This is a genomic window from Mesorhizobium sp. LNHC232B00 (assembly GCF_000502435.1).
GTDB classification, from domain to species: Bacteria; Pseudomonadota; Alphaproteobacteria; order Rhizobiales; family Rhizobiaceae; genus Mesorhizobium; species Mesorhizobium opportunistum.
The window spans coordinates 190213-210488 of sequence record NZ_AYWP01000010.1; the positions used below are offsets into that span (position 1 = coordinate 190213).

Below are 20276 nucleotides of genomic sequence, written 5' to 3' on the forward strand. Positions count from 1 at the left end.
ACCATGGGGAAGTACGATGCGAGTGGCTATATTTTGCGTGGCGATTGTAATCGCTGCGACTGGTGTCGCTGCGGCCAAGGAGAAAAAGATGGTGGTCAGTGACGCCGCGGCCCTGTGCTCTGCCAAGCATTCGGCCAAGAAGCCGGTGCCGGAGCTGGACTGCAGTTTGACTGGTACGGCCAAATTGCCGGATGGAGCAACGCCGGAAAAACCGCGCCTCGGATACGAGACCAATCCTTGGATTGTCGTCGGATTTTAGTGCGGGATTGATCGAGCGACGGCAGCAAATCCGCGTCAGTGACAAGCGCCACGCCATTTTGCGTGATCGCCAGGCAAGCGGCGACTGTGTGAAATCGGTTACGGAAGACCGGTACCGGGCACTCTACACAGCCGCATGGAGAACATGCCGCTCGTGACGGTCGCCTTCGTATCAGTGCTCGGCATGGCGGTTCCAGGGCCGGATGTCGTGCTGGCCATCACCAACGGCTCACGTTACGGCGTCAGGAACGCCTTCATTGCCATGGCCGGCGTGGTGCTTTCCGACTTCGTCCTCATCTGCATGGTTGGGCTCGGCTTCGGCGCGCTTCTGCTGGCCTCGGAACTCTATCTCTCCGCGCTCAGGATGGTTGGCGCCGGCTATCTGCTTTTCGTCGCGGTCCGCACGCTCCGCCTCTCCGGCGCGTCCCGACCTGCAATCGATCCCGCCATTCTCCAAAAGACCAAGTCGACCAAGGCCCTCATTCTGCGTTGCTTCGTGGTGGCGGTCACGAACCCCGAGGCCTGGCTGTTTTTCCCCGCCATCCTGCCACCCTTTGTCGACACCAATGAGCCGATTGCGATGCAATATGCCGTTCTGGCCATCATCATCGCAGTGGCGGATGTATTGGTGCTGATGCTCTACGCAACCCTTGGCTCGCGGGCGGTCAAGCTCCTGGCCGGCCCCAACGCCGTGTGGATCGATCGATTCTATGGTCTTGCCCTGCTCGTTCTTTCGAGCGTTCTCATCCTGCAGGCCCTGGGCCATCTTTGAGGTGGCTCCGAGGCGACGCTGTGGCAATGGCGGCCGAGAACGATGAACGGAGAACAATAGCTACGCTATCCCTCTCCATAGCCTTCCCTAGCTGTCGAGACCCCAAAGATCCGGGTTCCGTTTGAAATACTCAGTCAGCATTTCGGTGAGCACCCGCACTTTCCGCGTGGGATGCTGACCCGGCGGGCGGACGACATACGCCGCCCCCGGAGGTACCGGATAGCGCTTCATGATCGGGACCAGCGCGCCCGAGGCCACATAGTCATATGTGATGCAATCGGGAAGCCAGGCGATGCCGAGACCTGCCGCCGCCGCCACGGCAAGCGCGGTGGCGCTGTCGGCCTTGAACCTGCCCTGCGGCTGAACCGTGACAATCCTGCCGCCATCCATGAACTGCCAGCCTTCCGTTCCCTGCATCAGGGCCTGATGGGCGATGAGTTCATCCGGGGTCTCGGGTGATCCGTGTAGCTCGATATAATCCGGGCTTGCGACAAGCTTTCCATGGATCGGCCCGACGCGTTTCGCGATCAGGTTGGAATCCTGAAGATAGGCGCTGCGGATCGCACAATCGAAACCCTCCGCGATGAGATCGACGAAGCGATCGCTGTAGGAAGTATGGATGTGAAGTCTTGGATGCAGGCGCGCCATTTCCGCAAGCACGGGGGCGAAGTGAGTCGCCCCGAAAGTAAGCGGCATTGCGACCCTCAAACGACCGCGCAGCTCGCCTGTGGGGAGGATCGTTTCCCTGGCGGTATCGATCTCGGCGCTGGCTCGGGCCGCATGGTCCCTGAACGTGATTCCCGCTTCCGTGAGTGCCGCGCCGCGGGTTGTTCGTGCAAGGAGCTGGACGCCAAGCTCGGCTTCGATCCTGAAGAGCCGCCGGCTGACGATTGACTTGGAGACGCCGAGCCGGCGTGCGGCGGCCGATACGCCCCCTGCATCGGCCACTGCGACGAATGTCTGCAGGTCTTCGATGTCCATCCAGCGTTCCTCATTTCGCGACACAGCTTGCCTGAATGTGACACTACCGCATCACCAAGAGGAACAGCAAATTGCGGCCAGGCAACGTCGCCCGCCGGCGCATGTCTCCCGTGAACCTATTGCCGTCCATGGCGGCAGAGAAAGGAAGTCTTGATGAACCATCGTAACGGCCTCGATTCGCTTCTTCGCCCCGAAGACTCGGTCCTCGTTCTGATCGATCACCAGCCTTATCAGCTCGCAAACCTGAACAGCCACGATCCGCACATGGTGGTGAACAACACGACCGCGCTGGCGAAGCTGGCAAAAGCCTTCAATGTTCCGACCATTCTCACCAGCGTGATCGCGGCGCGCGGTGGACTGCTCTTCAAGCAGGTCACCGACGTATTTCCGGACCAGGAAGTCATCGATCGCACCTGGGTGAACACCTGGCAGGACGAGAATGTGGTGAACGTCGTCAAGGCGACCGGCCGCAAGCAGCTGATCATCGCCGGCCTGTGGACCGAGGTCTGCGTCGCAATGCCTGTGATCCAGGCAGCCGGCGAAGGCTGGGACGTGACCGTGATCACCGACGCGTCGGGCGGGATCTCGAAGGAGTCTCACGAAGTCGCCATCCAGCGAATGATCGCGGCCGGCGCGAACGTGATGACCGTGATGGCGCTCGCTGGCGAATGTCAACGCGATTGGGCGCGCACCGAGCATGTCGAGGAGCTGGCCGAGATTCTCATCCAGCACTTCGGCGGCAGCGGCATCGCGTATCTTTGGGAGCAGCAGCTTCTCAACACGCCAGTAGCCGGCTGATCCCGGCCGGCATGGCGGTGAGGGCCGGAATCGATCCGTTGCCGACCCTCGCCTCCCTCACCTCCCAGGGAAGCCTTCTGCCGAAACAAATCCACTCATGTGCGGCGATTGCGTGTGATCCCACCCGCCGCCTTTGAATAACTCGCGGAGTTCCTCGATGCCTCCCGCCTTCACCCTTGGCCTGGATCATGCTCTGGTGTCGACTCCACGCTGATGTAGCTCTCGCGGAGACCCCGCGAATCGTTGAAACTGATGTCCTCCGGCATCCGGTCTGAGCGGCAATGAGCGAATATCAATACTACGAGTTCCAGGCGATCGATCAACCGCTCAGCGTCGCGGATCGCGCGGCCCTGCGGGATCTGTCGACACGGGCGCGGATCACGGCCACCAGCTTCATCAATTTCTATGAATGGGGTGACTTCAAGGGCGATCCGGACGAGCTCATGGAGCGCTGTTTCGATCTTCATCTTTACCTGGCGAACTGGGGCTCACGCCGCTTGATGATGAAGCTGCCGGCCCGGCTGGTCGACCGGAAGCGTCTCTGCGCCTTTTTCGAGGGGACCGACGGCGTCTCGCTCAGGATGGTCGGCGAGAACGTCATTTTGAGTATCTCCCGCGACGAATTGGAGCTCGAGGATTGGGGCGACGACGAGCGTTGGCTAACAGCCATGGGACCGCTTCGGGCGGACCTGCTCTCAGGCGACCTCCGGCTTTTCTATCTGCTTTGGCTGATGGCTGCCGAAATGGAGGCGATCGAGCCCAATGAGCCGGAACCGATGTCGGGCATCGGACCGTTGACAGATGCGCTCGAAGCGTTTGCCCGGTTCTTCGGCATCGACTACGATCTTGTCCAGGCAGCGACGGAGCGAAGTGCTGCCGCTGATCGGGACGGCGCTTCGCCAGATATGGTTCAACGGACAATCACCGCGATGACCGATGCCGAGAAAACCGGCCTGCTGGTGAGAGTTTTCGATGGCGAGCCGCATGCGTCGGCGGAACTGCGAGCCATGGTCCGGGCGCGCTTGCAGCCCCCGGCCGCGGTCGCCGTTCCACGCACAATGGCCGAATTGCAAGCCAGGGCACGTGAAATCCGTCTTGCCCGTGAGCACCGCGAGGCAGAATTGGCGGAGATGCAGCGGCGACTTCAGGCGGAAGCGGCCGAGAAGGCTCGCCAAGTTCGGCTTGAAGGCATTCTCCGCCGAGGGGAAGAAAACGTATGGAGGGATGTCGAGGATGAAATCGGGCGTCGCAACCCCGCCGGCTATGACAAGGCGGTGGCTCTTCTTTCGGATCTTCTGGTGCTTGCAGAAAAACAGGGTGCGACAGAGGAATTTCATCTCCGGCTTCAATCGATCCGGGAACGCCACGCTGGCAAGGGCCGCTTCATCGAACGTCTGGGGATCGCCGCCCTCCTACGCTGAAGCTTCGGAGGGCATCCCGCTTCGCGCGACCGGCGCACCAAATCTTGCGAAGCTCGAAGAGCGAAGCAGGATGGCGGAGAGGGAGGGATTCGAACCCCCGATGGGCTTGCACCCATGCCGCATTTCGAGTGCGGTGCATTCGACCACTCTGCCACCTCTCCGCGGTCATGGTCGGCCGTTGCCGGCGCGGCGCACTAGATAACGGCTGAACGGGCAGGTTACAAGGCCAAATCCGTCGGGAAATTCAGCTTGCCGTCCGGGTCCGGCCGGGATCGAGATCATCCGTCCCCGGCAGCCGATGCCAGCCGGTTCGTCGGGGCCAGGGAATCGGGCCGTTTGCCTTGACTCGCGCTCAACCTTCGGTTAGGGACAGCGCGCAATCGGCGTGGAGGGTTCTTCCGCGCCGCTTGTTTTTTGAACCCGCAGACTGACAAAAAGACGGCCGAACCGCCAGAGGCGGTTCATCAAGGCCGACCGAACAGCGAAAGGCAAAAAATGTTCGCAGTCATCAAAACGGGCGGCAAGCAGTATCGCGTCGCCGCCAACGATCTCCTGAAGATCGAAAAAGTCGAAGCCAATGTCGGCGATATCGTCGAGATCGGCCACGTGCTCGCGCATGGCGAGGGCGAAAACGTCACGTTCGGCGCGCCGTTCGTCGATGGCGCTCTGGTCACCGCCGAAGTCGTCGAGCAGGGCAAGAACCGCACGGTCATCGCTTTCAAGAAGCGCCGCCGTCAGAATTCGCGCCGCAAGATCGGCCATCGCCAGCTTTTGACCACCGTGCGGATCTCCGAGATCCTGCTGGGTGGCGCAAAGCCGACGAAGACGGCAGCGGTGAAGGCGCCGAAGAAGGAAGCCAAGGCCGAACTGGCCTCCGAGGCAAAGGCCGAGGCCGCGCCGAAGGAAGCCAAGGCCAAGAGGGAAGCTGCTCCGAAGGACGACGCAAACGCCGAGCCCGCCGCCGCGCCGCTGTTCAAGGCGCCGAAGGGCGAGCCGGACGATTTGACCGTGATCAAGGGCATCGGCCCGGTCGCCGCCAAGGATCTCGCCGAGCAGGGCATCATCACCTTCGCGCAGCTCGCCAAGCTGACCGAAAAGGATGTCGCCAAGATCGACGAGCACATGCCGTTCAGCGCTGACCAGATCAAGGACTGGCGCGAACAGGCCAAGGAATTGGCGAAGAAGTGATTTTTCCGGCGACTGGGTCGCCGGATCGGACTTGAAACGGAACGCGAACGCGTTCATAAGGCCTTTTAGGCGCCTTGCGGCGCAACGGAGTTAGTTAGATGGCACACAAGAAAGCTGGCGGCTCGTCGCGCAACGGTCGCGACTCGCATTCCAAGCGTCTGGGCGTGAAGAAGTTCGGCGGCGAAGCCGTCATCCCGGGCAACATCATCATTCGTCAACGCGGCACGACCTGGCACCCCGGCGTCAATGTCGGCATGGGCACGGATCATACGCTTTTTGCGCTCGAATCCGGCGCCGTGATGTTCAACAAGAAAGCCAACGGCCGAACCTACGTATCGGTCAATCCGATTACCAAAGCCGCGGAGTAGCCGGTTCCGCACTAGAACACCGGCGCCCATCTCGGGAACCGGTGTCTGGCAAAACCAGGAAAAGGATCAGGGGAGATGGGTTTCCATCTCCCCTTTTTCTTGTGCCTGGAGGACTTCTAATGGTTGCCGAAGCGGAAGACACCGACGACGAAAGTTACGCGATAGACTGTTCGGTGCTGGTCACCGAGCGGCTGGTGATGCGGGCGCCCTGCGAAAGCGATGTCGCGCAACTGGTGGAACTTGCCGACAACCGCCATGTCGCCGAAATGCTGGCGCGCATGCCGCACCCCTATGGCGAGACCGAGGCACGCGCCTTCCTCGCCATGACCAAGTCGCGTCGCGCAGGCATCGTCTATGCCCTGACGCTGGCCGGCACCGACACCTTCGTCGGCTGCGCGGGCTTGAACACCACCGATCGCGGGCTGGAGCTCGGCTACTGGATCGGCGAGCCCTGCTGGAAGAGGGGCTATGCGACGGAAGCCGCCCACGCGCTGGTCGATCTCGCCTTCCAGAAGACCTCGATCCAGGTGCTGCATGCCTCGACACGGGTCATCAATCCGGCCTCGCGCAGGGTCATCCACAAATGCGGTTTCCAGTATGCCGGCCAGGGAATGTTGAACTCGATCGTCGCCGGCCAGGTGCCGGTCGAGCGCTATCGGCTGGATCGCAAGACCTGGATCAGCCTGCGGAACTGGGTGCACTTCTAGATGGGACGATATTCAGGTGAGGCCGGCCTGCAAACGATGGTTTTCTGCGCTTCCGGTGCTCACGGACTTCATGTCCGCTCCGCTCCGGTTCTCGGAAACCATCGTTTTCGACTCGGCCTGACCTGAATCTCGCCCCATCTCGGCGCGTGCCGCAAACCAAAGGTTTTGAACGAAGCCTAAGTCAGCCCAGTTCGGCCCAGACGGGCAAATGGTCCGAGCCGACCGCTTGGCGGTCGACCCACAGGCGCTTCAGGGATCGGGCAAGCGAGGCGCTGGTGAAGACGTAATCGATGCGCTTGTGGCGGCTGGCATCCTCGGGCCGTTTGGGATCGACCCAGGTGGCGAGATCGGCCACATCGAGGCGTACGGCGGCATCGACGGCAAAGTCGGCGGTCAGCGGCATGCCGAATTCATGGTCCGGGCGGCCGGCGAGTTCGACATATTCGGGCGAGCCGGCCAGCATGTTGAAATCGCCCATGCCGACAAAGGCTTCCGGATGCGGCAGTTCCGGCAGGCCGATCTCGGCGACGCCGGACAATGCGCCGCCTTCGAGCGCGTAGTTCAACAGGCGCTGGCGCAGGAACTGGATCTGGCTGGCGCGTTCGACCGGGCTGCGGTGATCGAGATGGATGGAATAGAAGCGGATGAAACCGAGCGGCGTCTCGATCAGCGCTTCCAGCGCGCCGCGCTGGAAGTTCATCATCTCGAAGCTGCGGCTGCGCGGCAGAAGCAGGTTGCGCGACAGATGAACGGGCGTCTTCGACAGCATCATGTTGCCAAGCTGGAAGGTCGTGGTGATGGCGCGTCCATCCTCGACGCGCGAACCGATATTGGCCTCGAAATTGCTGCCATAGACGGCAAAGTAGTCGGGCAGCGCCTCGCCGATCTCGGCGACCATGTCGCGGCCGCCGTTCCTCGGATTGTTGCGGGTGACCTCCTGCAGCGCGATGACGTCGGCGTCGCGCACGGTGTCGGCGATGCGCCCGACATCGTAGCGCCCATCAAGACCGATGCCGTACTGGATGTTGTAAGTTACCAGCTTCATGCCAACATCTTTCCGGCCAACCCCGCGCGGCCATTGTCACAAAACGGCCTCGCCCTTGGCCGCGCCTTGGTTTAGAGCAAGGCCTAAGGTTTAGAGCAATGCCGCAAGGCCAATAAAGAAACTGCGATCCATGAAATTTCTCGATCAAGCCAAGGTCTATGTCCGCTCCGGTGACGGGGGCGCCGGTTCGGTGTCGTTCCGGCGCGAAAAATTCATCGAATTCGGTGGGCCGGACGGCGGCGATGGCGGTCGCGGCGGCGATGTCTGGCTGGAAGCGGTCGACGGGCTGAACACGCTGATCGACTATCGTTACCAGCAGCACTTCAAGGCCAAGACCGGGGTCCATGGCATGGGCCGCAACATGACGGGGGCCAAGGGCGCCGACGTCACGCTCAAGGTGCCGGCCGGAACGCAGGTGTTCGAGGAGGACAATGAGACGCTGATCTGCGACCTGACCGTCGTCGGCCAGCGCTTCCTGCTCGCCAAGGGCGGCAATGGCGGCTTCGGCAACCAGCATTTCAAAACCTCCACCAACCAGGCGCCGCGCCGCGCCAATCCCGGCCTGCCGGGCGAAGAGCTCAACATCTGGCTGCGGCTGAAGCTGATCGCCGATGCCGGCCTTGTCGGGCTGCCCAATGCGGGCAAGTCGACATTTCTGGCCGCCGTCACCGCGGCCAAGCCGAAGATCGCCGACTATCCATTCACGACGCTGCATCCCGGCCTCGGCGTCGCCCGCATCGACGCGCGCGAATTCGTCATCGCCGATATTCCCGGTCTCATCGAAGGCGCGCATGAAGGCGTCGGCATCGGCGACCGCTTCCTTGGCCATGTCGAGCGCACGCGCGTGCTGCTGCACCTGGTCTCGGCGCAGGAAGAAAATCCGGGCAAGGCCTACAAGACCGTGCGCGCCGAACTCGATGCCTATGGCCATGGCCTGATCGAGAAGGCCGAGATCCTGGCTCTTTCGCAGGTCGATACGCTTGATGCCGATGAGCGCAAGAAGAAGGTCGCTTCGCTGAAGCGCGCCGCCGGCCGCGCGCCGATGCTGTTGTCCGCCGTCACCGGCGAAGGCGTCGAGGCGGTGCAGCGCGCCCTGATGACGGTGATTGCCGAAGCTCGCGCGCAAGCTCTTCCCGTGGTCGAGACGCGCTGGGAAAAGTAAGGCATGCAGTCGCTCAGGAAATACCGGCGCATCACCGTCAAGATCGGCTCGGCGCTGCTCGTCGACCGCGCGGCGGGCCTGAAGCGCGACTGGCTGGCCTCGCTCGCCGACGATATCGCGGTGCTGGCCAATGGCGGTGCGGAAATCCTCGTCGTGTCGTCGGGCGCCATCGCGCTTGGCCGCACCATTCTTGGCCTCGGCAAGCGTGCGCTGAAGCTGGAGGAAAGCCAGGCGGCGGCCGCCGTCGGACAGATCGCGCTCGCCGGCGCCTGGTCGGATGCGCTCGGCAAGGGCGCCCTGAAGTCAGGCCAGATTCTCTTGACCCTTGGCGACACAGAGGAACGCCGCCGCTATCTCAACGCCCGGGCGACGATCTCGACATTGCTCAAGATGAAGGCGGTGCCGGTCATCAACGAGAATGACACGGTCGCCACCTCCGAAATCCGCTATGGCGACAATGACCGTTTGGCGGCGCGCGTCGCCACGATGATGGGCGCCGACCTCCTGGTGCTGCTCTCCGACATTGACGGGCTCTACACCGCGCCGCCGGCGCGCGACCCGCAAGCCAAGTTCATCCCCGTGGTCGACCGCATCACATCCGATATCGAAGCCATGGCGGGAGCCGCCGCCTCCGAACTGTCGCGCGGCGGCATGCGCACGAAGCTCGATGCCGGCAAGATCGCCACGGCCGCCGGCACGGCGATGATCATCACATCGGGGACGCGGCTGTCGCCGCTGATGGCGATCGAGCGTGGCGAACGCGCCACTTTCTTCCGGCCGCGCGCCAATCCGGTCAAGGGCTACAAGACGTGGATCGCCGGCCAGCTCGAGCCGGCCGGCCGGCTGACGGTCGATGCCGGCGCCATCGGCGCGCTACTGTCCGGCAAATCGCTGCTGCCGGCCGGCGTCAAGCTGGTCAGCGGCAATTTCTCGCGGGGCGACACGGTGGCGATCCTGTCGCCCGAGGGCCGCGAGATCGCGCGCGGACTGGTTGCCTACGATGCCGCCGATGCCGTAAGGATCGCTGGCCTGAAGACAGCCGAGATCGAAACCATTCTCGGCTACGAAGCGCGTTCGGCGATGATCCACCGTGACGATTTGGTGGTCAATCACGCCGGAGGCGACATAAGCGGAGGATGAGCCATGCTGAAACTGCATGAAAAATCCGGGGACGACACCGTGGCGCTGATGGCCGATATCGGCCGCCGTTCCCGCGCCGCCGCCCGACCGCTGGCCATCGCCACCACCGCCGCCAAGAATGCCGCCCTCCTCGCAATGGCCAAGGCGATCGTCGCCCGCGAGCAGGAGATTCTCGACGCCAACGCCATCGATGTCTCGAATGGCCATGAGTCCGGGCTTTCCGCTTCCTTCATGGATCGGCTGAAGCTCGATCCGGTGCGTATCCGTGCCATGGCCGAAGGGATTCGCGAGATAGCCGAACTCAAGGATCCCGTCGGCGACGTCATCGCCGCCTGGGAGCGGCCGAACGGCCTGCAGATCGAGCGCGTGCGTACGCCGCTCGGCGTCGTCGGCGTCATCTACGAGAGCCGCCCGAACGTGACGGCGGATGCCGGCGCGCTCTGCCTCAAGGCCGGCAATCCGGTGATCCTGCGCGGCGGCTCGGATTCGCTCAATTCGTCTTCCGCGATCCACGCCTGCCTTGTCGAAGGCCTGAAGGAGGCCGGCCTGCCGGAAGATGCCATCCAGCTGGTGCCGACCACCGACCGCGCCGCTGTCGGCGAGATGCTGAAGGGGCTTGGCGGCACGCTCGACGTCATCATCCCGCGCGGCGGCAAAAGCCTTGTCGGGCGGGTGCAGAGCGAGGCGCGTGTGCCGGTCTTTGCCCATCTCGAAGGCATCTGCCACCTCTACATCGACCGATCGGCCGATCTCGACATGGCGGTGAAGATCGCCGTCAACGCCAAGATGCGGCGCACCGGCGTCTGCGGGGCCGCCGAGACATTGCTGGTCGACCGTGCCGTGGCGTCGACGCATCTGGTGCCGATCCTCGACGCGCTGCGCGCCGCCGGCTGCGAGATCCATGCCGATGGCGAAGTGCTGAAGCTGTTTTTCGACGCCAAGCCGGCTGCTGATGCCGACTGGGTGACGGAATATCTCGACGCCATTATCGCGGTGAAGCTGGTCGACGGCGTCAGCGGTGCGATCGACCATATCGAGACCTTCTCCTCGCATCACACGGAGGCGATCGTCGCCGAGGACGCGAAAGCGGTGGAGCGGTTCTTCAACGAGATCGATTCGGCGATCCTGCTGCACAATGCCTCGACGCAGTTCGCCGATGGCGNTGGCGGCGAGTTCGGCATGGGCGCCGAGATCGGCATCGCCACCGGCAAGATGCATGCGCGCGGACCGGTCGGCGTCGAACAGCTGACATCGTTCAAATACCGCGTGCGCGGGTCGGGACAGGTGAGGCCGTGACGTTTTTTGCTGCTAGAGCGTGAAGCGTTGCGCCCAGGCACCCCCCTCTGTCCTGCCGGACATCTCCCCCGCAAGGGGGGAGATTGGCTGGCATTTCGGGTTTCGCCAATCTTCAACGCTGCAAGATTTACCTCTTCGCCGAAATTGCTGATCTCCCCCCTTGCGGGGGAGATGCCCGGCAGGGCAGAGTGGGGTGCTTAGCGCGATGCTATCTCCTTCCCCACCCCCAGCACCCTCCGCCTACCTCAAAATGCCGCATGCCGAAAAAGGCCTGGCCGTCGGTCTGTTCGGCGGCTCGTTCAATCCGCCGCATGCCGGCCATGCGCTGGTCGCCGAGATCGCGCTGAGGCGCCTGGCGCTCGACCAGCTGTGGTGGATGGTGACGCCGGGCAATCCGCTGAAGAACACGCGCGAACTGGCGCCGCTGATCGAGCGGCTGCAATTGTCGGAGCGGATCGCCAAGAACCCGAAGATCAAGGTCACCGCCTTCGAGGCGGCGCATCATGTGCGCTACACCGCCGACACGCTGGCGCTGGTCAAGGCGCGCAATCCCGGCGTCGATTTCGTCTGGATCATGGGCGCCGACAGTTTGCGCGATTTCCATCACTGGCAGCGCTGGCGCGAGATCGTGCTGACCTTCCCGATCGCGGTCATCGACCGACCGGGGGCGACGCTGTCGTTCCTGTCGTCGGTCGTCGCCAAGACCTTCGACTATGCCCGCGTCGACGAAGGCGATGCGCCGCGGCTTGCGCGCATGAAAGCGCCGGCCTGGACCTTCATCCACGGCCCGCGCTCGTCGCTGTCGTCGAGCGCGATCCGCCGGATGGCAAAGGGATAGGGGTGCCACGGGGTTCCTCCCTTCTCCCGCAAGGGGAGAAGGGAAGACCGCCGATGTCGCTTTTGCAGGGGCTTTTCGCCGTGGAGTGGGCGATCTTGTCTGAACATGACCACTCTCGTGAAGCACCAACCCGCAGTCGATCCGGAGCAGGGCAGCGCGCCGACGCCGCTGATCGCGATCGCCAGCGTCATCGTTTCGATGGCGCTGATTGCCATCGGCAACGGGCTGATGTTCGCTTACATACCGGTCCGGCTCGGTGCCGAAGGTTTCGACCCGACCTGGGCCGGGCTGATCGTCACCGGCCTGTCGGCCGGCGGTCTCGCCGGCTGCATCCTGACCGGGCCGCTGGTGCGCAGGGTCGGCCATGCCCGTGCCTTCATGGTGCTGTCGGCGCTGATCGCGCTGTCCAACGCCGCCATCGGCGCCGGACCCCATCCGCTGCCGTGGATCGGGGCACGCGCCCTCTACGGCTTTGCCATTTGCGGCCTGTTCATCGTTGCGCAGAGCTGGCTCAACGATGCCATCGCCAATGCGATACGCGGCCGGGTGATGGCCTTCTTCTACGTCGCCTATGTCGCCGGGCTCGGTGTCGGCTATGCGGCGCTGGCTTTCATCGACATCAGAGCCGCGGATGCGCCCTTGATCGGCATCGCCTTCACCGCCCTGTCGATCCTGCCGGTCGGCATGACGCGGCTGGCGCAGCCGCCGGCGCCCCAGGCAGCCTCGGTGGCGCTGCGCCGGGCCTGGCGGATTTCACCCGTCGGCGTTGCCGGCATGCTGGCGGTCGGCGGCCTGTCGATGTCGATTTCCGGCTTCGCGCCGATCCATGCCACAGCCAAGGGCTACAGCCAGGCCGATGTGGCGCTTTTGCTTTCGGTGATGCCGCTTGGCACGCTGATCCTGCAGCTTCCGCTTGGCTGGATCTCCGACCGTACCGACCGCCGCTATGTGCTGATCGGGGCGTCGGCGCTGGCCGCGGCGGCGGGCATGCTTGCGCTCGGTTTCGACGGCGGTGCGCTGGCGGCGCTGCTGGTTATATATGTCTTGTGGGACGGCGCCTCCGAATCGATCTATTCGCTGGCCAGCGCGCACGCCGCCGACCGTGCCGGCAAGGACGACATGGTGGCATTGTCCAGCTCGCTCCTGTTTGCGTGGTCGCTGTCGGGCTTCATCGTGCCGGGCATCGTCACGGCGCTGTCGGCCGTCTTCGGCACACAGGCCTTCATCTATGTGGCAATCGTCATTGCCTGCGCCTTCTGCCTGTTCGTGCTGCTGCGCGTGTTCACGACGCGGCCTGTGCCGGCCACCGAGACCGGCAGCTTCGCGCCGATGACGGCGCAAGCGCCGCTGCCGGTCGAACTTGCCTATGCGCCGGACGAACAGGACCGACCTCGAAGCAATTGATTATTGCCGGCGGGCTTCCGGCGCCGGTGCTTCCGGTGCCGGCAGCGGGATCGATATGCCTTCCTGGTCGAACTCCTGCTTGGCGCGCTTGGTGAGATCGGCCTGGGTGGCGAAGAAGTCCGCTGACGATGTCCAGTAGCGCAAGGTGATCGAGACGGTGCTGTCGCCCAATGCCGCAACGAAGGCGATCGGTGCCGGCTGGCGCTTCACGCGACGCTCAGCGGCAGCGATCGCCAGCAATGCCTTCTGGGCCCGATCGATATCGTTCCACGAGCCGATGCTGAGCGTGATGTCGGCACGCCGGACACCGTTGCGGGTGAAATTGCGCACCGGCTGGTTCCACAGCGTGGAGTTGGGCGCCAGGATATAAACGCCGTCGGCGGTCCTGAGTTTTGTCGCAAAGAGGCCGATTTCCTCGATCGAACCCGCAATGGAGCCAACCTCGACGGATTCGCCGATGCGGAACGGCCGCAGCGCCAGAAGCATGATGCCGGCGGCGATGTTCTGCAGCGTGCCTTGCAGCGCCAGGCCTATGGCCAGGCCAATGGCGCCGAGCGCGGCGATGATCGACGCGGTCTGAACGCCGAACTGGCCGAGCACCATGATGACGACGAGGACCAGTATGGCGTAGCGGACGATCTTGGAAAGGAAATGCCGCAGCGTCTGGTCAAAGCCGTGAATATGGCCGAGGCCGGCAAAGATCGAGCGCTCGCCGAGGCCGGCGATGATGTAGCCGACAACCAGAAGGATGACCGCGCCGATGGCGGAGAAGGAATAGGAGACGATCAGCGTACTGAGTTGCGCAAGGCCGGCCTGGACGGTGAGCAGAGTGTCGTGGGGGTCGATCGGCATGGCAGGGTTCCGGTTGGTCGATGAGCCGATAACCGATGCGGGAAGGCTGGGTTCCGACCTTTTTGCCTCTCGCATGGAACAACCGCGCAGCCGGCGAGTTCGCGTGAATTGGAGCTCCGTCTTGAAACTGCAACGGAACTCTGCCTATCTAAGTGGTGTCATCCGCTTTTGGGGTGATTTGGTTGTTCTTGCTGCGAAAGGAAATACACTGAGAACAGCACTGCGGAAGAGGGCCGATATCGTGCCTTCGCCGGCCGGGATCAGCGTAGACGACGCCGTGTCCCGTGCCATCAAGACAGTCCTTGCCAGTCTGGAAGACTCCAAGGCCGAAAACATTGTCTCAATCGACATTCAGGGGAAATCGAGCCTCGGCGACTACATGGTCGTCGCGTCTGGCCGATCGCACCGTCATGTCTCGGCTGTCGCCGATCATCTCCTCAAGGCGCTCAAGGATGCCGGCCTCGGCACCGCGCGCGTCGAGGGGTTGTCCGGCGCCGACTGGGTCCTGATCGATTCGGGCGATATCATCGTCCATGTCTTCCGTCCCGAAGTCCGCGAATTCTACAATCTCGAAAAGATGTGGCAGGCGCCGGATCTCGAGGAAGAGACCCTTCACTAAGCTGCCCTGTGTCGTCGCCCAGAACCGGATTTCCTTTGGGTGACATGCATTGGCGGCTTATAGAGGCGGGATGAAGATTTCAGTTCATGCCGTGGGCCGAATGAAAGCCGGCCCCGAGCGGGAGTTGGCCGAGCGCTATTTCGAGCGCTTCGCCAAGAGCGGCCCTGCCGTGGGGCTCGAATTCGCCGGCGTCACCGAGATCGCCGAGGGCCGTGCGCAGGGCGCCACCGAGCGCCAGCGCGACGAAGCTTCCCGGCTGCAGGCGCAACTGCAGCCGGGCACGGCGCTGGTCCTGCTCGACGAGCGCGGCAAGAGCCTTTCCTCGCAGGATTTCGCCAATCGCATCGGCCAGTTGCGCGATGGCGGGCGCAAGGCGCTGGTGCTCGCCATAGGCGGCGCCGATGGTCACGACGCGTCGCTGCGCGAGCAGGCTGAGCTGGTGCTGTCGTTCGGCGCGCTCACCTGGCCGCATCAGCTGGTGCGGGTGATGCTGGGGGAACAGCTCTACCGTGTGGCGACGATCCTGTCGGGCCACCCCTATCACAGATCCTGAAAGCCGCCGCTCCACACCGAATTCCGCCCCAATGCCGCGCAAGATCCCGATGAAGGAACCGCTTTCCTTGTGCATGTCGTTGTTCCAAAAGCACCGCGCAACTTTGGGCGACACGCGTTAACATGGTTGATGGTTCGTTAACGAAGCCGCAGATAGAGTCGATCGCGAATGTCTGAAGGCTGGAAATCGACACTGAGTCTATCAACAGGGGGCTCCTCAACACGCAGCCCTTGGCGCGTGCGCTGCGGCATCGCGGCGGCGGCGATTCTTCTGTCGCTCCATGCGGCGCCGGCCGAGAACACGCTCGACATGGCTCCCGATCCGGACCAGAGCCGCGCCGAATACGAACAGGTTTCCAAGGAAATAACGCTGTCGTCGGAACGGCTGGCCAAGCTTGCCGCCGACATCGCCGCGGTCAAGAAGGACCACGCCTCGATCACCGCCGCGTTGATCCAGTCGGCGATGACCGAGCAGAAGCTCGGCCAGGACATCGAGGATATCGGCGCCAAGCTGGAGGGGCTGAAGAGCCAGCAGCAGAAGATCCGCGCCTCGCTCATGGCACGACGCGATGTGCTGGCCGAAGTGCTGGGTGCCTTGCAGCGCATGGGCCTGAACCCGCCGCCGGCGATCCTGGTCAAGCCGGAGGACGCGCTGTCGTCGGTGCGCAGCGCCATCCTGCTCGGCGCCGTGGTGCCGGAATTGCGCCAGCAGACCGATGCACTGCTGGCCGACCTCAGGGAACAAACCCGGGTGACGGCCTCGATCGAGGCCGAACGGGCGCGGCTGACGGAGGCGGTCGGCGAACAGGCGGCGGAAAAGAAGCGGCTCGGCATGCTGCTCGAGGCCAAGCAGAAGCTCGAGGCCGACACAAAGGCGCAGATGGCGGCCGAGCAGCAGAAATCCGAGGCGCTGGCAGCCAGGGCCAGCAGCCTGAAGGATCTGATCGCGTCGCTCGAAGCGCAGGCCGAGAAGACCCGCAAGGCCGCGGATGCCGCAAAGGCGGCCACGCCGGGCGCCGATCAGACGGGCGGCGACAAGACGGCGTCGCTGCCGGTCCCCGAAGCCAATCAACTCACCGCGACTGCCCCCTTTTCAGCACTGCAAGGGCAGATCGCGCTGCCGGTCACCGGCCGAATCAAGCGCCGGTTCGGCGCCGATGACGGTAGCGGCGCCTTGATGCTTGGCGACATGCTTGCGACACAATCGGGAGCCATCGTCACCGCTCCGGCGGATGGGAATGTGCTTTATGCGGGGCCGTTTCGCTCCTACGGTCAACTCTTGATCCTCAATGCCGGCGACGGTTATCATGTCGTTCTGGCGGGGATGAGCAGAATCAGCGTCGTGACTGGCCAGTCGGTGCTCGCAGGAGAGCCGGTCGGCGCGATGGGAGAAGCCCGGGTAGCGAGTACCTCGGTTTCGAAGAATGGAAATGCCACGCCGGAACTCTATGTCGAGTTCCGTAAGGATGGAAAACCCGTCGATCCGGCCCCATGGTGGGCGGACCGTTTTTCTGGAAGGACGTGAAATGATGCGGAAACTGTCGCTTCTGTTTGCCGGTGCGCTGATGGGCGCGTCCGCCATGAGCCTTGTTTACGGCGCTCCTGGCTCGTCGGCGAACGCTGCGGGGTCGGAGACCTACAAGCAACTGGCGATCTTCGGCGACATCTTCGAGCGGGTGCGGGCACAGTACGTCACGCCGCCCGACGACAAGTCGCTGGTCGAGAACGCCATAAACGGCATGCTTTCCTCGCTCGACCCGCACTCCTCCTACATGAACGCCGAACAGGCGCAGGACATGCGCGTGCAGACCAAGGGTGAGTTCGGCGGCCTCGGCATCGAGGTCACCATGGAGAACGACCTGGTCAAGGTGATCACGCCGATCGACGACACGCCGGCCGCCAAGGCTGGCGTGCTGGCCGGCGACTATATCGCCAAGATCGACGGCGAAGAGGTTCGTGGCCTGACCCTCAACGACGCGGTCGACAAGATGCGCGGCCTGGTCAACACGCCGATCAAGCTCACCATCCTGCGCCAGGGCGCCGACAAGCCGATCGAGCTTACGGTGGTGCGCGACATCATCAAGGTCAAGGCGGTCAAGTTCCGGGTCGAGAACGACATCGGCTACATGAAGATCACCTCCTTCACCGAAAAGACCTATGACGACCTCGAGAACGCGATCGACACCATCAAGAAGCAGGTGCCGGACGATAAGCTCAAGGGCTATGTGCTCGACCTACGCCTCAATCCGGGCGGCCTGCTCGACCAGGCGGTGAGCGTGTCCGACGCCTTCCTCAAGCGCGGCGAGATCGTCTCGACGCGCGGACGCGATCCGAAGGACGTCACCCGCTTCGACGCCAAGCCGAAGCAGACCGACGACATCAACGGCAAGCCGATGATCGTGCTCGTCAATGGCGGCTCGGCCAGCGCTTCCGAAATCGTCGCCGGCGCGCTGCAGGACCTGCGCCGCGTCACGGTGGTGGGCACGCAGTCCTTCGGCAAGGGTTCGGTGCAGACCATCATTCCGCTCGGCGAGAATGGGGCGCTCAGGCTGACGACGGCGCTTTATTACACGCCGTCGGGCAAGTCGATCCAGGGCAAGGGCATCACGCCCGACATCAAGGTCGACCAGCCGTTGCCGCCGGAACTGCAGGGCAGGGACCTGACGCGCGGCGAGTCCGATCTCAAGGGCCACATCAAGGGCGCGGACGAGAGCAAGACCGGTTCGGGCTCGGCCGCCTATGTGCCGCCGGATCCGAAGGACGACCTGCAGCTCATCTTTGCAGAGCAGCTGCTGCGCGGCCAGAAGACCGATCCGGCCTTCCCGCCCAATCCGGAAAAGGCCGTGCTCAACCAGTAGTGGTTTGGCCGGCCAGGTCTGGCCGCCTGACCCAAGCAATGCGATGCTGCCGGGACCCTTGGGTTCCGGCAGTTTGATTCGGGGGCAAGATGGGGCCTCCAGATGCGGCGCCAAGGGGTGCGCCAGGATTGATGAATTCGCGCAGGTCTTCTCGAAGGACTACCCTTCGGAACGATGCGCCCCGGGGACAGGGCTTGGCTGATATCGGCAAGGACATCGAACGCCCGCTTGGACAGACTGTCCGGGCGCCGCGCGCCGCCGGCAAGATCAGCGCGGGCGTGGTCGCCGCAGCCATTGTCGTGCTGGGCGTGGTCGGCGTTTCCGGTGCGATCGCGCTCAGGGAAAAGCCGTTTCGCAAGCCGCAGGAGGTTGCCGTCTCGACGCCGAAGGTGACGGCGGCTGCCGAACCCGCCGCCGCACCTCCAGCCTTGGCGCCGGCCGCCGTCCCGAAGGCGCAGACGCCAGCCAAGACAGGCGGCCCGCAGATCATCCATGTGCAGACGGAAGAGGGCGACGGCCCGCCCAAGGCGGGGATCGTCATCCGCGATCCGTCGAGCATCGGGCAGAATCTGAAGATCGCACATCTTCCCGACAAGGCGCTGATCGAAGCCAGCGATAGCGGGCCCTTGCCGATGCGCGCCGCCGATGGAAGGCGGCCATTCGACGTCTATGCGCGGCCCTGGTCCGGCGCGCGCGGGGCACGGGTGGCGATCGTCATCGGCGGGCTCGCGGTTTCACAGACCGGCACCCAGGCGGCGATCGCCAAGCTGCCGCCGGAGGTGACGCTGGGCTTTGCCCCGCAGGGCAACAGCATCGGCCGCTGGATGCAGGCCGCCAGGCAGGGCGGCCACGAGATCGTCATGCAGGTGCCGCTCGAACCGTTCGACTATCCCAGCGTCAATCCGGGCCGCAACACGCTGACCGTGGCGGCAAGTGCCGACGAGAACCTGAAAAGCCTGCACTGGGCGCTGTCGCGGACCACGAACTACACCGGCGTCATGAACTATATGGGCGCCCGCTTCTCGGCCGACGCGACGGCGATGGGACCGTTTATGGCTGAGCTCGGCAAGCGCGGCCTCGCCTATGTCGACGACGGCTCGTCGGCGCGCAGCCTCGCACCGGACCTGGCGCTGAAGGACGGCGTGCCCTTCGTTGCCGGCGACATGGCGATCGATGCCGTGCAGGATCGCGGCGAAATCCTGAAGAAGCTCGACAGCCTGGAAGCGACAGCGCGGGCCAAGGGCTTTGCCGTCGGCATCGGCTCGGCCTTCGACCTGACGGTCGACACGGTGTCGTCCTGGGTGGCCGAAGCCAAGAAGCGCGGCATCGAGATCGTGCCGATTTCAGCGGTGGCCATTGATCCGCAAAAAGGCTGACGATCCGCTGATCGCAACGAACCCACTGGAACGACCGGAGAGAGCGTCGGATGGCCAAAAAGATCGACCGCGAAACGCTGCCTTATCGCCCGTGTGTCGGGCTGATGATCCTCAACGCCGAGGGCCTGGTCTGGGTCGGGCACCGCATTGCCGAACCCGACAGCGAATTTGCCGGCACCACGCAGCTCTGGCAGATGCCGCAAGGCGGCATCGACAAGGGCGAGGAGCCGCTGGAAGCGGCGGAGCGGGAGCTGTATGAGGAGACCGGCATGCGCAGCGTCTCGCTCATTGCCGAGGCGCCGGACTGGATCAACTATGATCTGCCGGACCATCTCGTCGGCATTGCCTTCAAGGGACGGTATCGCGGCCAGACGCAGAAATGGTTCGCCTTCCGCTTCCATGGCGATACCAGCGAAATCCAGATCAATCCGCCGCCGGGAGGCCACACCGCCGAATTCGACGAATGGGCATGGCGGCCGATGCAGGATCTGCCCGACCTGATCGTGCCGTTCAAGCGCCATGTCTATGAGGATGTGGTGGCGGCGTTCCGGCACCTGGTGGCATAGGAGGACGAGACGCAGCTGCGGTTGCCGCGCGGGTCCTGCGGTCCTATTGATGTATGTCCGCCACGAGAAGGGTCG

At 63.9% G+C, this 20276-nt stretch carries 21 protein-coding genes and 1 tRNA gene; 18 read left to right on the forward strand and 4 right to left on the reverse strand.

Translation table 11 applies throughout. The annotated features are described in order from the left end of the window. The first annotated feature begins 88 nt into the window (after nt 1-88). Both X743_RS0136030 and X743_RS153865 read left to right on the forward strand, forming a co-directional pair. Nucleotides 89-259, forward strand: a complete 171-nt coding sequence (locus tag X743_RS0136030; RefSeq protein WP_198028437.1) for a hypothetical protein — start codon at nt 89-91, stop codon at nt 257-259. Between the two features lie 144 nt (nt 260-403). After that, nucleotides 404-1030, forward strand: a complete 627-nt coding sequence (locus X743_RS153865; RefSeq protein ID WP_198028438.1) for a LysE family translocator — start codon at nt 404-406, stop codon at nt 1028-1030. An 87-nt stretch (nt 1031-1117) separates the two neighbouring features. On the opposite strand, the gene X743_RS153860 is transcribed toward X743_RS153865, so the two are convergent. Next, complete coding sequence (locus X743_RS153860; RefSeq protein WP_023766063.1) at nt 1118-2011, reverse strand: LysR family transcriptional regulator; 894 nt, start codon at nt 2009-2011, stop codon at nt 1118-1120. A gap of 153 nt (nt 2012-2164) precedes the next feature. Here X743_RS153860 and X743_RS153855 point away from each other — a divergent pair, with 153 nt between their 5' ends. Further along, on the forward strand, nt 2165-2809 hold the full coding sequence (locus X743_RS153855; protein WP_023766064.1) for a hydrolase: 645 nt from the start codon (nt 2165-2167) through the stop codon (nt 2807-2809). A 281-nt stretch (nt 2810-3090) separates the two neighbouring features. Further along, on the forward strand, nt 3091-4230 hold the full coding sequence (locus tag X743_RS153850; protein WP_023766065.1) for a hypothetical protein: 1140 nt from the start codon (nt 3091-3093) through the stop codon (nt 4228-4230). A 71-nt stretch (nt 4231-4301) separates the two neighbouring features. Here X743_RS153850 and X743_RS153845 read toward each other — a convergent pair. Next, nucleotides 4302-4391 (reverse strand) — tRNA-Ser (locus X743_RS153845). A gap of 334 nt (nt 4392-4725) precedes the next feature. Here X743_RS153845 and X743_RS153840 point away from each other — a divergent pair. The 3 genes from X743_RS153840 to X743_RS153830 all read left to right on the forward strand — a co-directional run bounded on the left by X743_RS153840 (nt 4726) and on the right by X743_RS153830 (nt 6493). Then, on the forward strand, nt 4726-5418 hold the full coding sequence (locus X743_RS153840) for a 50S ribosomal protein L21 (RefSeq protein WP_023766066.1): 693 nt from the start codon (nt 4726-4728) through the stop codon (nt 5416-5418). Nucleotides 5419-5516: 98 nt separating this feature from the next. Beyond that, nucleotides 5517-5786: a 50S ribosomal protein L27 gene (rpmA, locus tag X743_RS153835; RefSeq protein WP_013892455.1), complete on the forward strand. Its 270-nt coding sequence runs from the start codon at nt 5517-5519 to the stop codon at nt 5784-5786. Between the two features lie 119 nt (nt 5787-5905). Further along, nucleotides 5906-6493, forward strand: a complete 588-nt coding sequence (locus X743_RS153830) for a GNAT family protein (RefSeq protein ID WP_023766067.1) — start codon at nt 5906-5908, stop codon at nt 6491-6493. 181 nt (nt 6494-6674) lie between these two features. Here X743_RS153830 and X743_RS153825 read toward each other — a convergent pair whose 3' ends face one another. Next, on the reverse strand, nt 6675-7538 hold the full coding sequence (locus tag X743_RS153825; RefSeq protein ID WP_023766068.1) for an endonuclease/exonuclease/phosphatase family protein: 864 nt from the start codon (nt 7536-7538) through the stop codon (nt 6675-6677). Nucleotides 7539-7668: 130 nt separating this feature from the next. On the opposite strand from X743_RS153825, the gene obgE reads away from it, so the two are divergent. The 5 genes from obgE to X743_RS153800 all read left to right on the forward strand — a co-directional run bounded on the left by obgE (nt 7669) and on the right by X743_RS153800 (nt 13378). After that, nucleotides 7669-8700 (forward strand): GTPase ObgE, encoded by a 1032-nt coding sequence (gene obgE / locus X743_RS153820; protein ID WP_023766069.1) that lies wholly within the window; start codon nt 7669-7671, stop codon nt 8698-8700. 3 nt (nt 8701-8703) lie between these two features. Further along, on the forward strand, nt 8704-9840 hold the full coding sequence (proB, locus tag X743_RS153815) for a glutamate 5-kinase (protein ID WP_023766070.1): 1137 nt from the start codon (nt 8704-8706) through the stop codon (nt 9838-9840). A 3-nt stretch (nt 9841-9843) separates the two neighbouring features. After that, nucleotides 9844-11136: a glutamate-5-semialdehyde dehydrogenase gene (locus X743_RS153810; RefSeq protein ID WP_023766071.1), complete on the forward strand. Its 1293-nt coding sequence runs from the start codon at nt 9844-9846 to the stop codon at nt 11134-11136. Between the two features lie 250 nt (nt 11137-11386). Next, entirely contained in the window at nt 11387-11974 is a 588-nt protein-coding gene (locus X743_RS153805) for a nicotinate-nucleotide adenylyltransferase (RefSeq protein ID WP_031257765.1), read from the forward strand. A gap of 105 nt (nt 11975-12079) precedes the next feature. Then, nucleotides 12080-13378, forward strand: coding sequence for an MFS transporter (locus tag X743_RS153800; protein ID WP_023766073.1), 1299 nt, complete (start codon nt 12080-12082; stop codon nt 13376-13378). Here the strand turns inward: X743_RS153800 and X743_RS153795 are convergent, their stop codons facing one another. Then, nucleotides 13379-14230, reverse strand: a complete 852-nt coding sequence (locus X743_RS153795; RefSeq protein WP_023766074.1) for a mechanosensitive ion channel domain-containing protein — start codon at nt 14228-14230, stop codon at nt 13379-13381. It abuts the gene before it with no gap. Between the two features lie 241 nt (nt 14231-14471). On the opposite strand from X743_RS153795, the gene rsfS reads away from it, so the two are divergent. From rsfS to X743_RS153765, 6 genes are all read left to right on the forward strand, one after another. Further along, nucleotides 14472-14849 (forward strand): ribosome silencing factor, encoded by a 378-nt coding sequence (rsfS, locus tag X743_RS153790; protein ID WP_023766075.1) that lies wholly within the window; start codon nt 14472-14474, stop codon nt 14847-14849. A 70-nt stretch (nt 14850-14919) separates the two neighbouring features. After that, nucleotides 14920-15402: a 23S rRNA (pseudouridine(1915)-N(3))-methyltransferase RlmH gene (gene rlmH, locus X743_RS153785; protein ID WP_023766076.1), complete on the forward strand. Its 483-nt coding sequence runs from the start codon at nt 14920-14922 to the stop codon at nt 15400-15402. 168 nt (nt 15403-15570) lie between these two features. After that, nucleotides 15571-16926 (forward strand): murein hydrolase activator EnvC, encoded by a 1356-nt coding sequence (locus X743_RS153780; protein ID WP_023766078.1) that lies wholly within the window; start codon nt 15571-15573, stop codon nt 16924-16926. Between the two features lies 1 nt (nt 16927). Further along, nucleotides 16928-18259, forward strand: a complete 1332-nt coding sequence (locus X743_RS153775; protein WP_010912108.1) for a S41 family peptidase — start codon at nt 16928-16930, stop codon at nt 18257-18259. A gap of 194 nt (nt 18260-18453) precedes the next feature. Continuing rightward, nucleotides 18454-19635 (forward strand): divergent polysaccharide deacetylase family protein, encoded by a 1182-nt coding sequence (locus X743_RS153770; RefSeq protein WP_023766079.1) that lies wholly within the window; start codon nt 18454-18456, stop codon nt 19633-19635. A 50-nt stretch (nt 19636-19685) separates the two neighbouring features. Then, nucleotides 19686-20201 carry an RNA pyrophosphohydrolase gene (locus X743_RS153765; protein ID WP_023766080.1) on the forward strand — a complete coding sequence of 172 codons (516 nt, stop codon included), beginning with the start codon at nt 19686-19688 and terminating at the stop codon, nt 20199-20201. The last annotated feature ends 75 nt before the right edge of the window (nt 20202-20276 follow it).

What these genes read in the sequence shown, in the direction of transcription:
- X743_RS153780 (WP_023766078.1), top strand. Translation starts at nt 15,571, where the DNA reads ATGTCTGAAGGCTGGAAATCGACACTGAGTCTATCAACAGGGGGCTCC.
- X743_RS153800 (WP_023766073.1), top strand. Translation starts at nt 12,080, where the DNA reads ATGACCACTCTCGTGAAGCACCAACCCGCAGTCGATCCGGAGCAGGGC.
- X743_RS153860 (WP_023766063.1), bottom strand. Translation starts at nt 2,011, where the DNA reads ATGGACATCGAAGACCTGCAGACATTCGTCGCAGTGGCCGATGCAGGG.
- X743_RS153865 (WP_198028438.1), top strand. Translation starts at nt 404, where the DNA reads ATGCCGCTCGTGACGGTCGCCTTCGTATCAGTGCTCGGCATGGCGGTT.
- X743_RS153825 (WP_023766068.1), bottom strand. Translation starts at nt 7,538, where the DNA reads ATGAAGCTGGTAACTTACAACATCCAGTACGGCATCGGTCTTGATGGG.
- X743_RS153795 (WP_023766074.1), bottom strand. Translation starts at nt 14,230, where the DNA reads ATGCCGATCGACCCCCACGACACTCTGCTCACCGTCCAGGCCGGCCTT.
- proB (WP_023766070.1), top strand. Translation starts at nt 8,704, where the DNA reads ATGCAGTCGCTCAGGAAATACCGGCGCATCACCGTCAAGATCGGCTCG.
- X743_RS153765 (WP_023766080.1), top strand. Translation starts at nt 19,686, where the DNA reads ATGGCCAAAAAGATCGACCGCGAAACGCTGCCTTATCGCCCGTGTGTC.
- X743_RS153830 (WP_023766067.1), top strand. Translation starts at nt 5,906, where the DNA reads ATGGTTGCCGAAGCGGAAGACACCGACGACGAAAGTTACGCGATAGAC.
- X743_RS153775 (WP_010912108.1), top strand. Translation starts at nt 16,928, where the DNA reads ATGATGCGGAAACTGTCGCTTCTGTTTGCCGGTGCGCTGATGGGCGCG.
- rlmH (WP_023766076.1), top strand. Translation starts at nt 14,920, where the DNA reads ATGAAGATTTCAGTTCATGCCGTGGGCCGAATGAAAGCCGGCCCCGAG.
- X743_RS153805 (WP_031257765.1), top strand. Translation starts at nt 11,387, where the DNA reads ATGCCGCATGCCGAAAAAGGCCTGGCCGTCGGTCTGTTCGGCGGCTCG.
- obgE (WP_023766069.1), top strand. Translation starts at nt 7,669, where the DNA reads ATGAAATTTCTCGATCAAGCCAAGGTCTATGTCCGCTCCGGTGACGGG.
- rpmA (WP_013892455.1), top strand. Translation starts at nt 5,517, where the DNA reads ATGGCACACAAGAAAGCTGGCGGCTCGTCGCGCAACGGTCGCGACTCG.
- X743_RS0136030 (WP_198028437.1), top strand. Translation starts at nt 89, where the DNA reads ATGGTGGTCAGTGACGCCGCGGCCCTGTGCTCTGCCAAGCATTCGGCC.
- X743_RS153840 (WP_023766066.1), top strand. Translation starts at nt 4,726, where the DNA reads ATGTTCGCAGTCATCAAAACGGGCGGCAAGCAGTATCGCGTCGCCGCC.
- X743_RS153850 (WP_023766065.1), top strand. Translation starts at nt 3,091, where the DNA reads ATGAGCGAATATCAATACTACGAGTTCCAGGCGATCGATCAACCGCTC.
- X743_RS153855 (WP_023766064.1), top strand. Translation starts at nt 2,165, where the DNA reads ATGAACCATCGTAACGGCCTCGATTCGCTTCTTCGCCCCGAAGACTCG.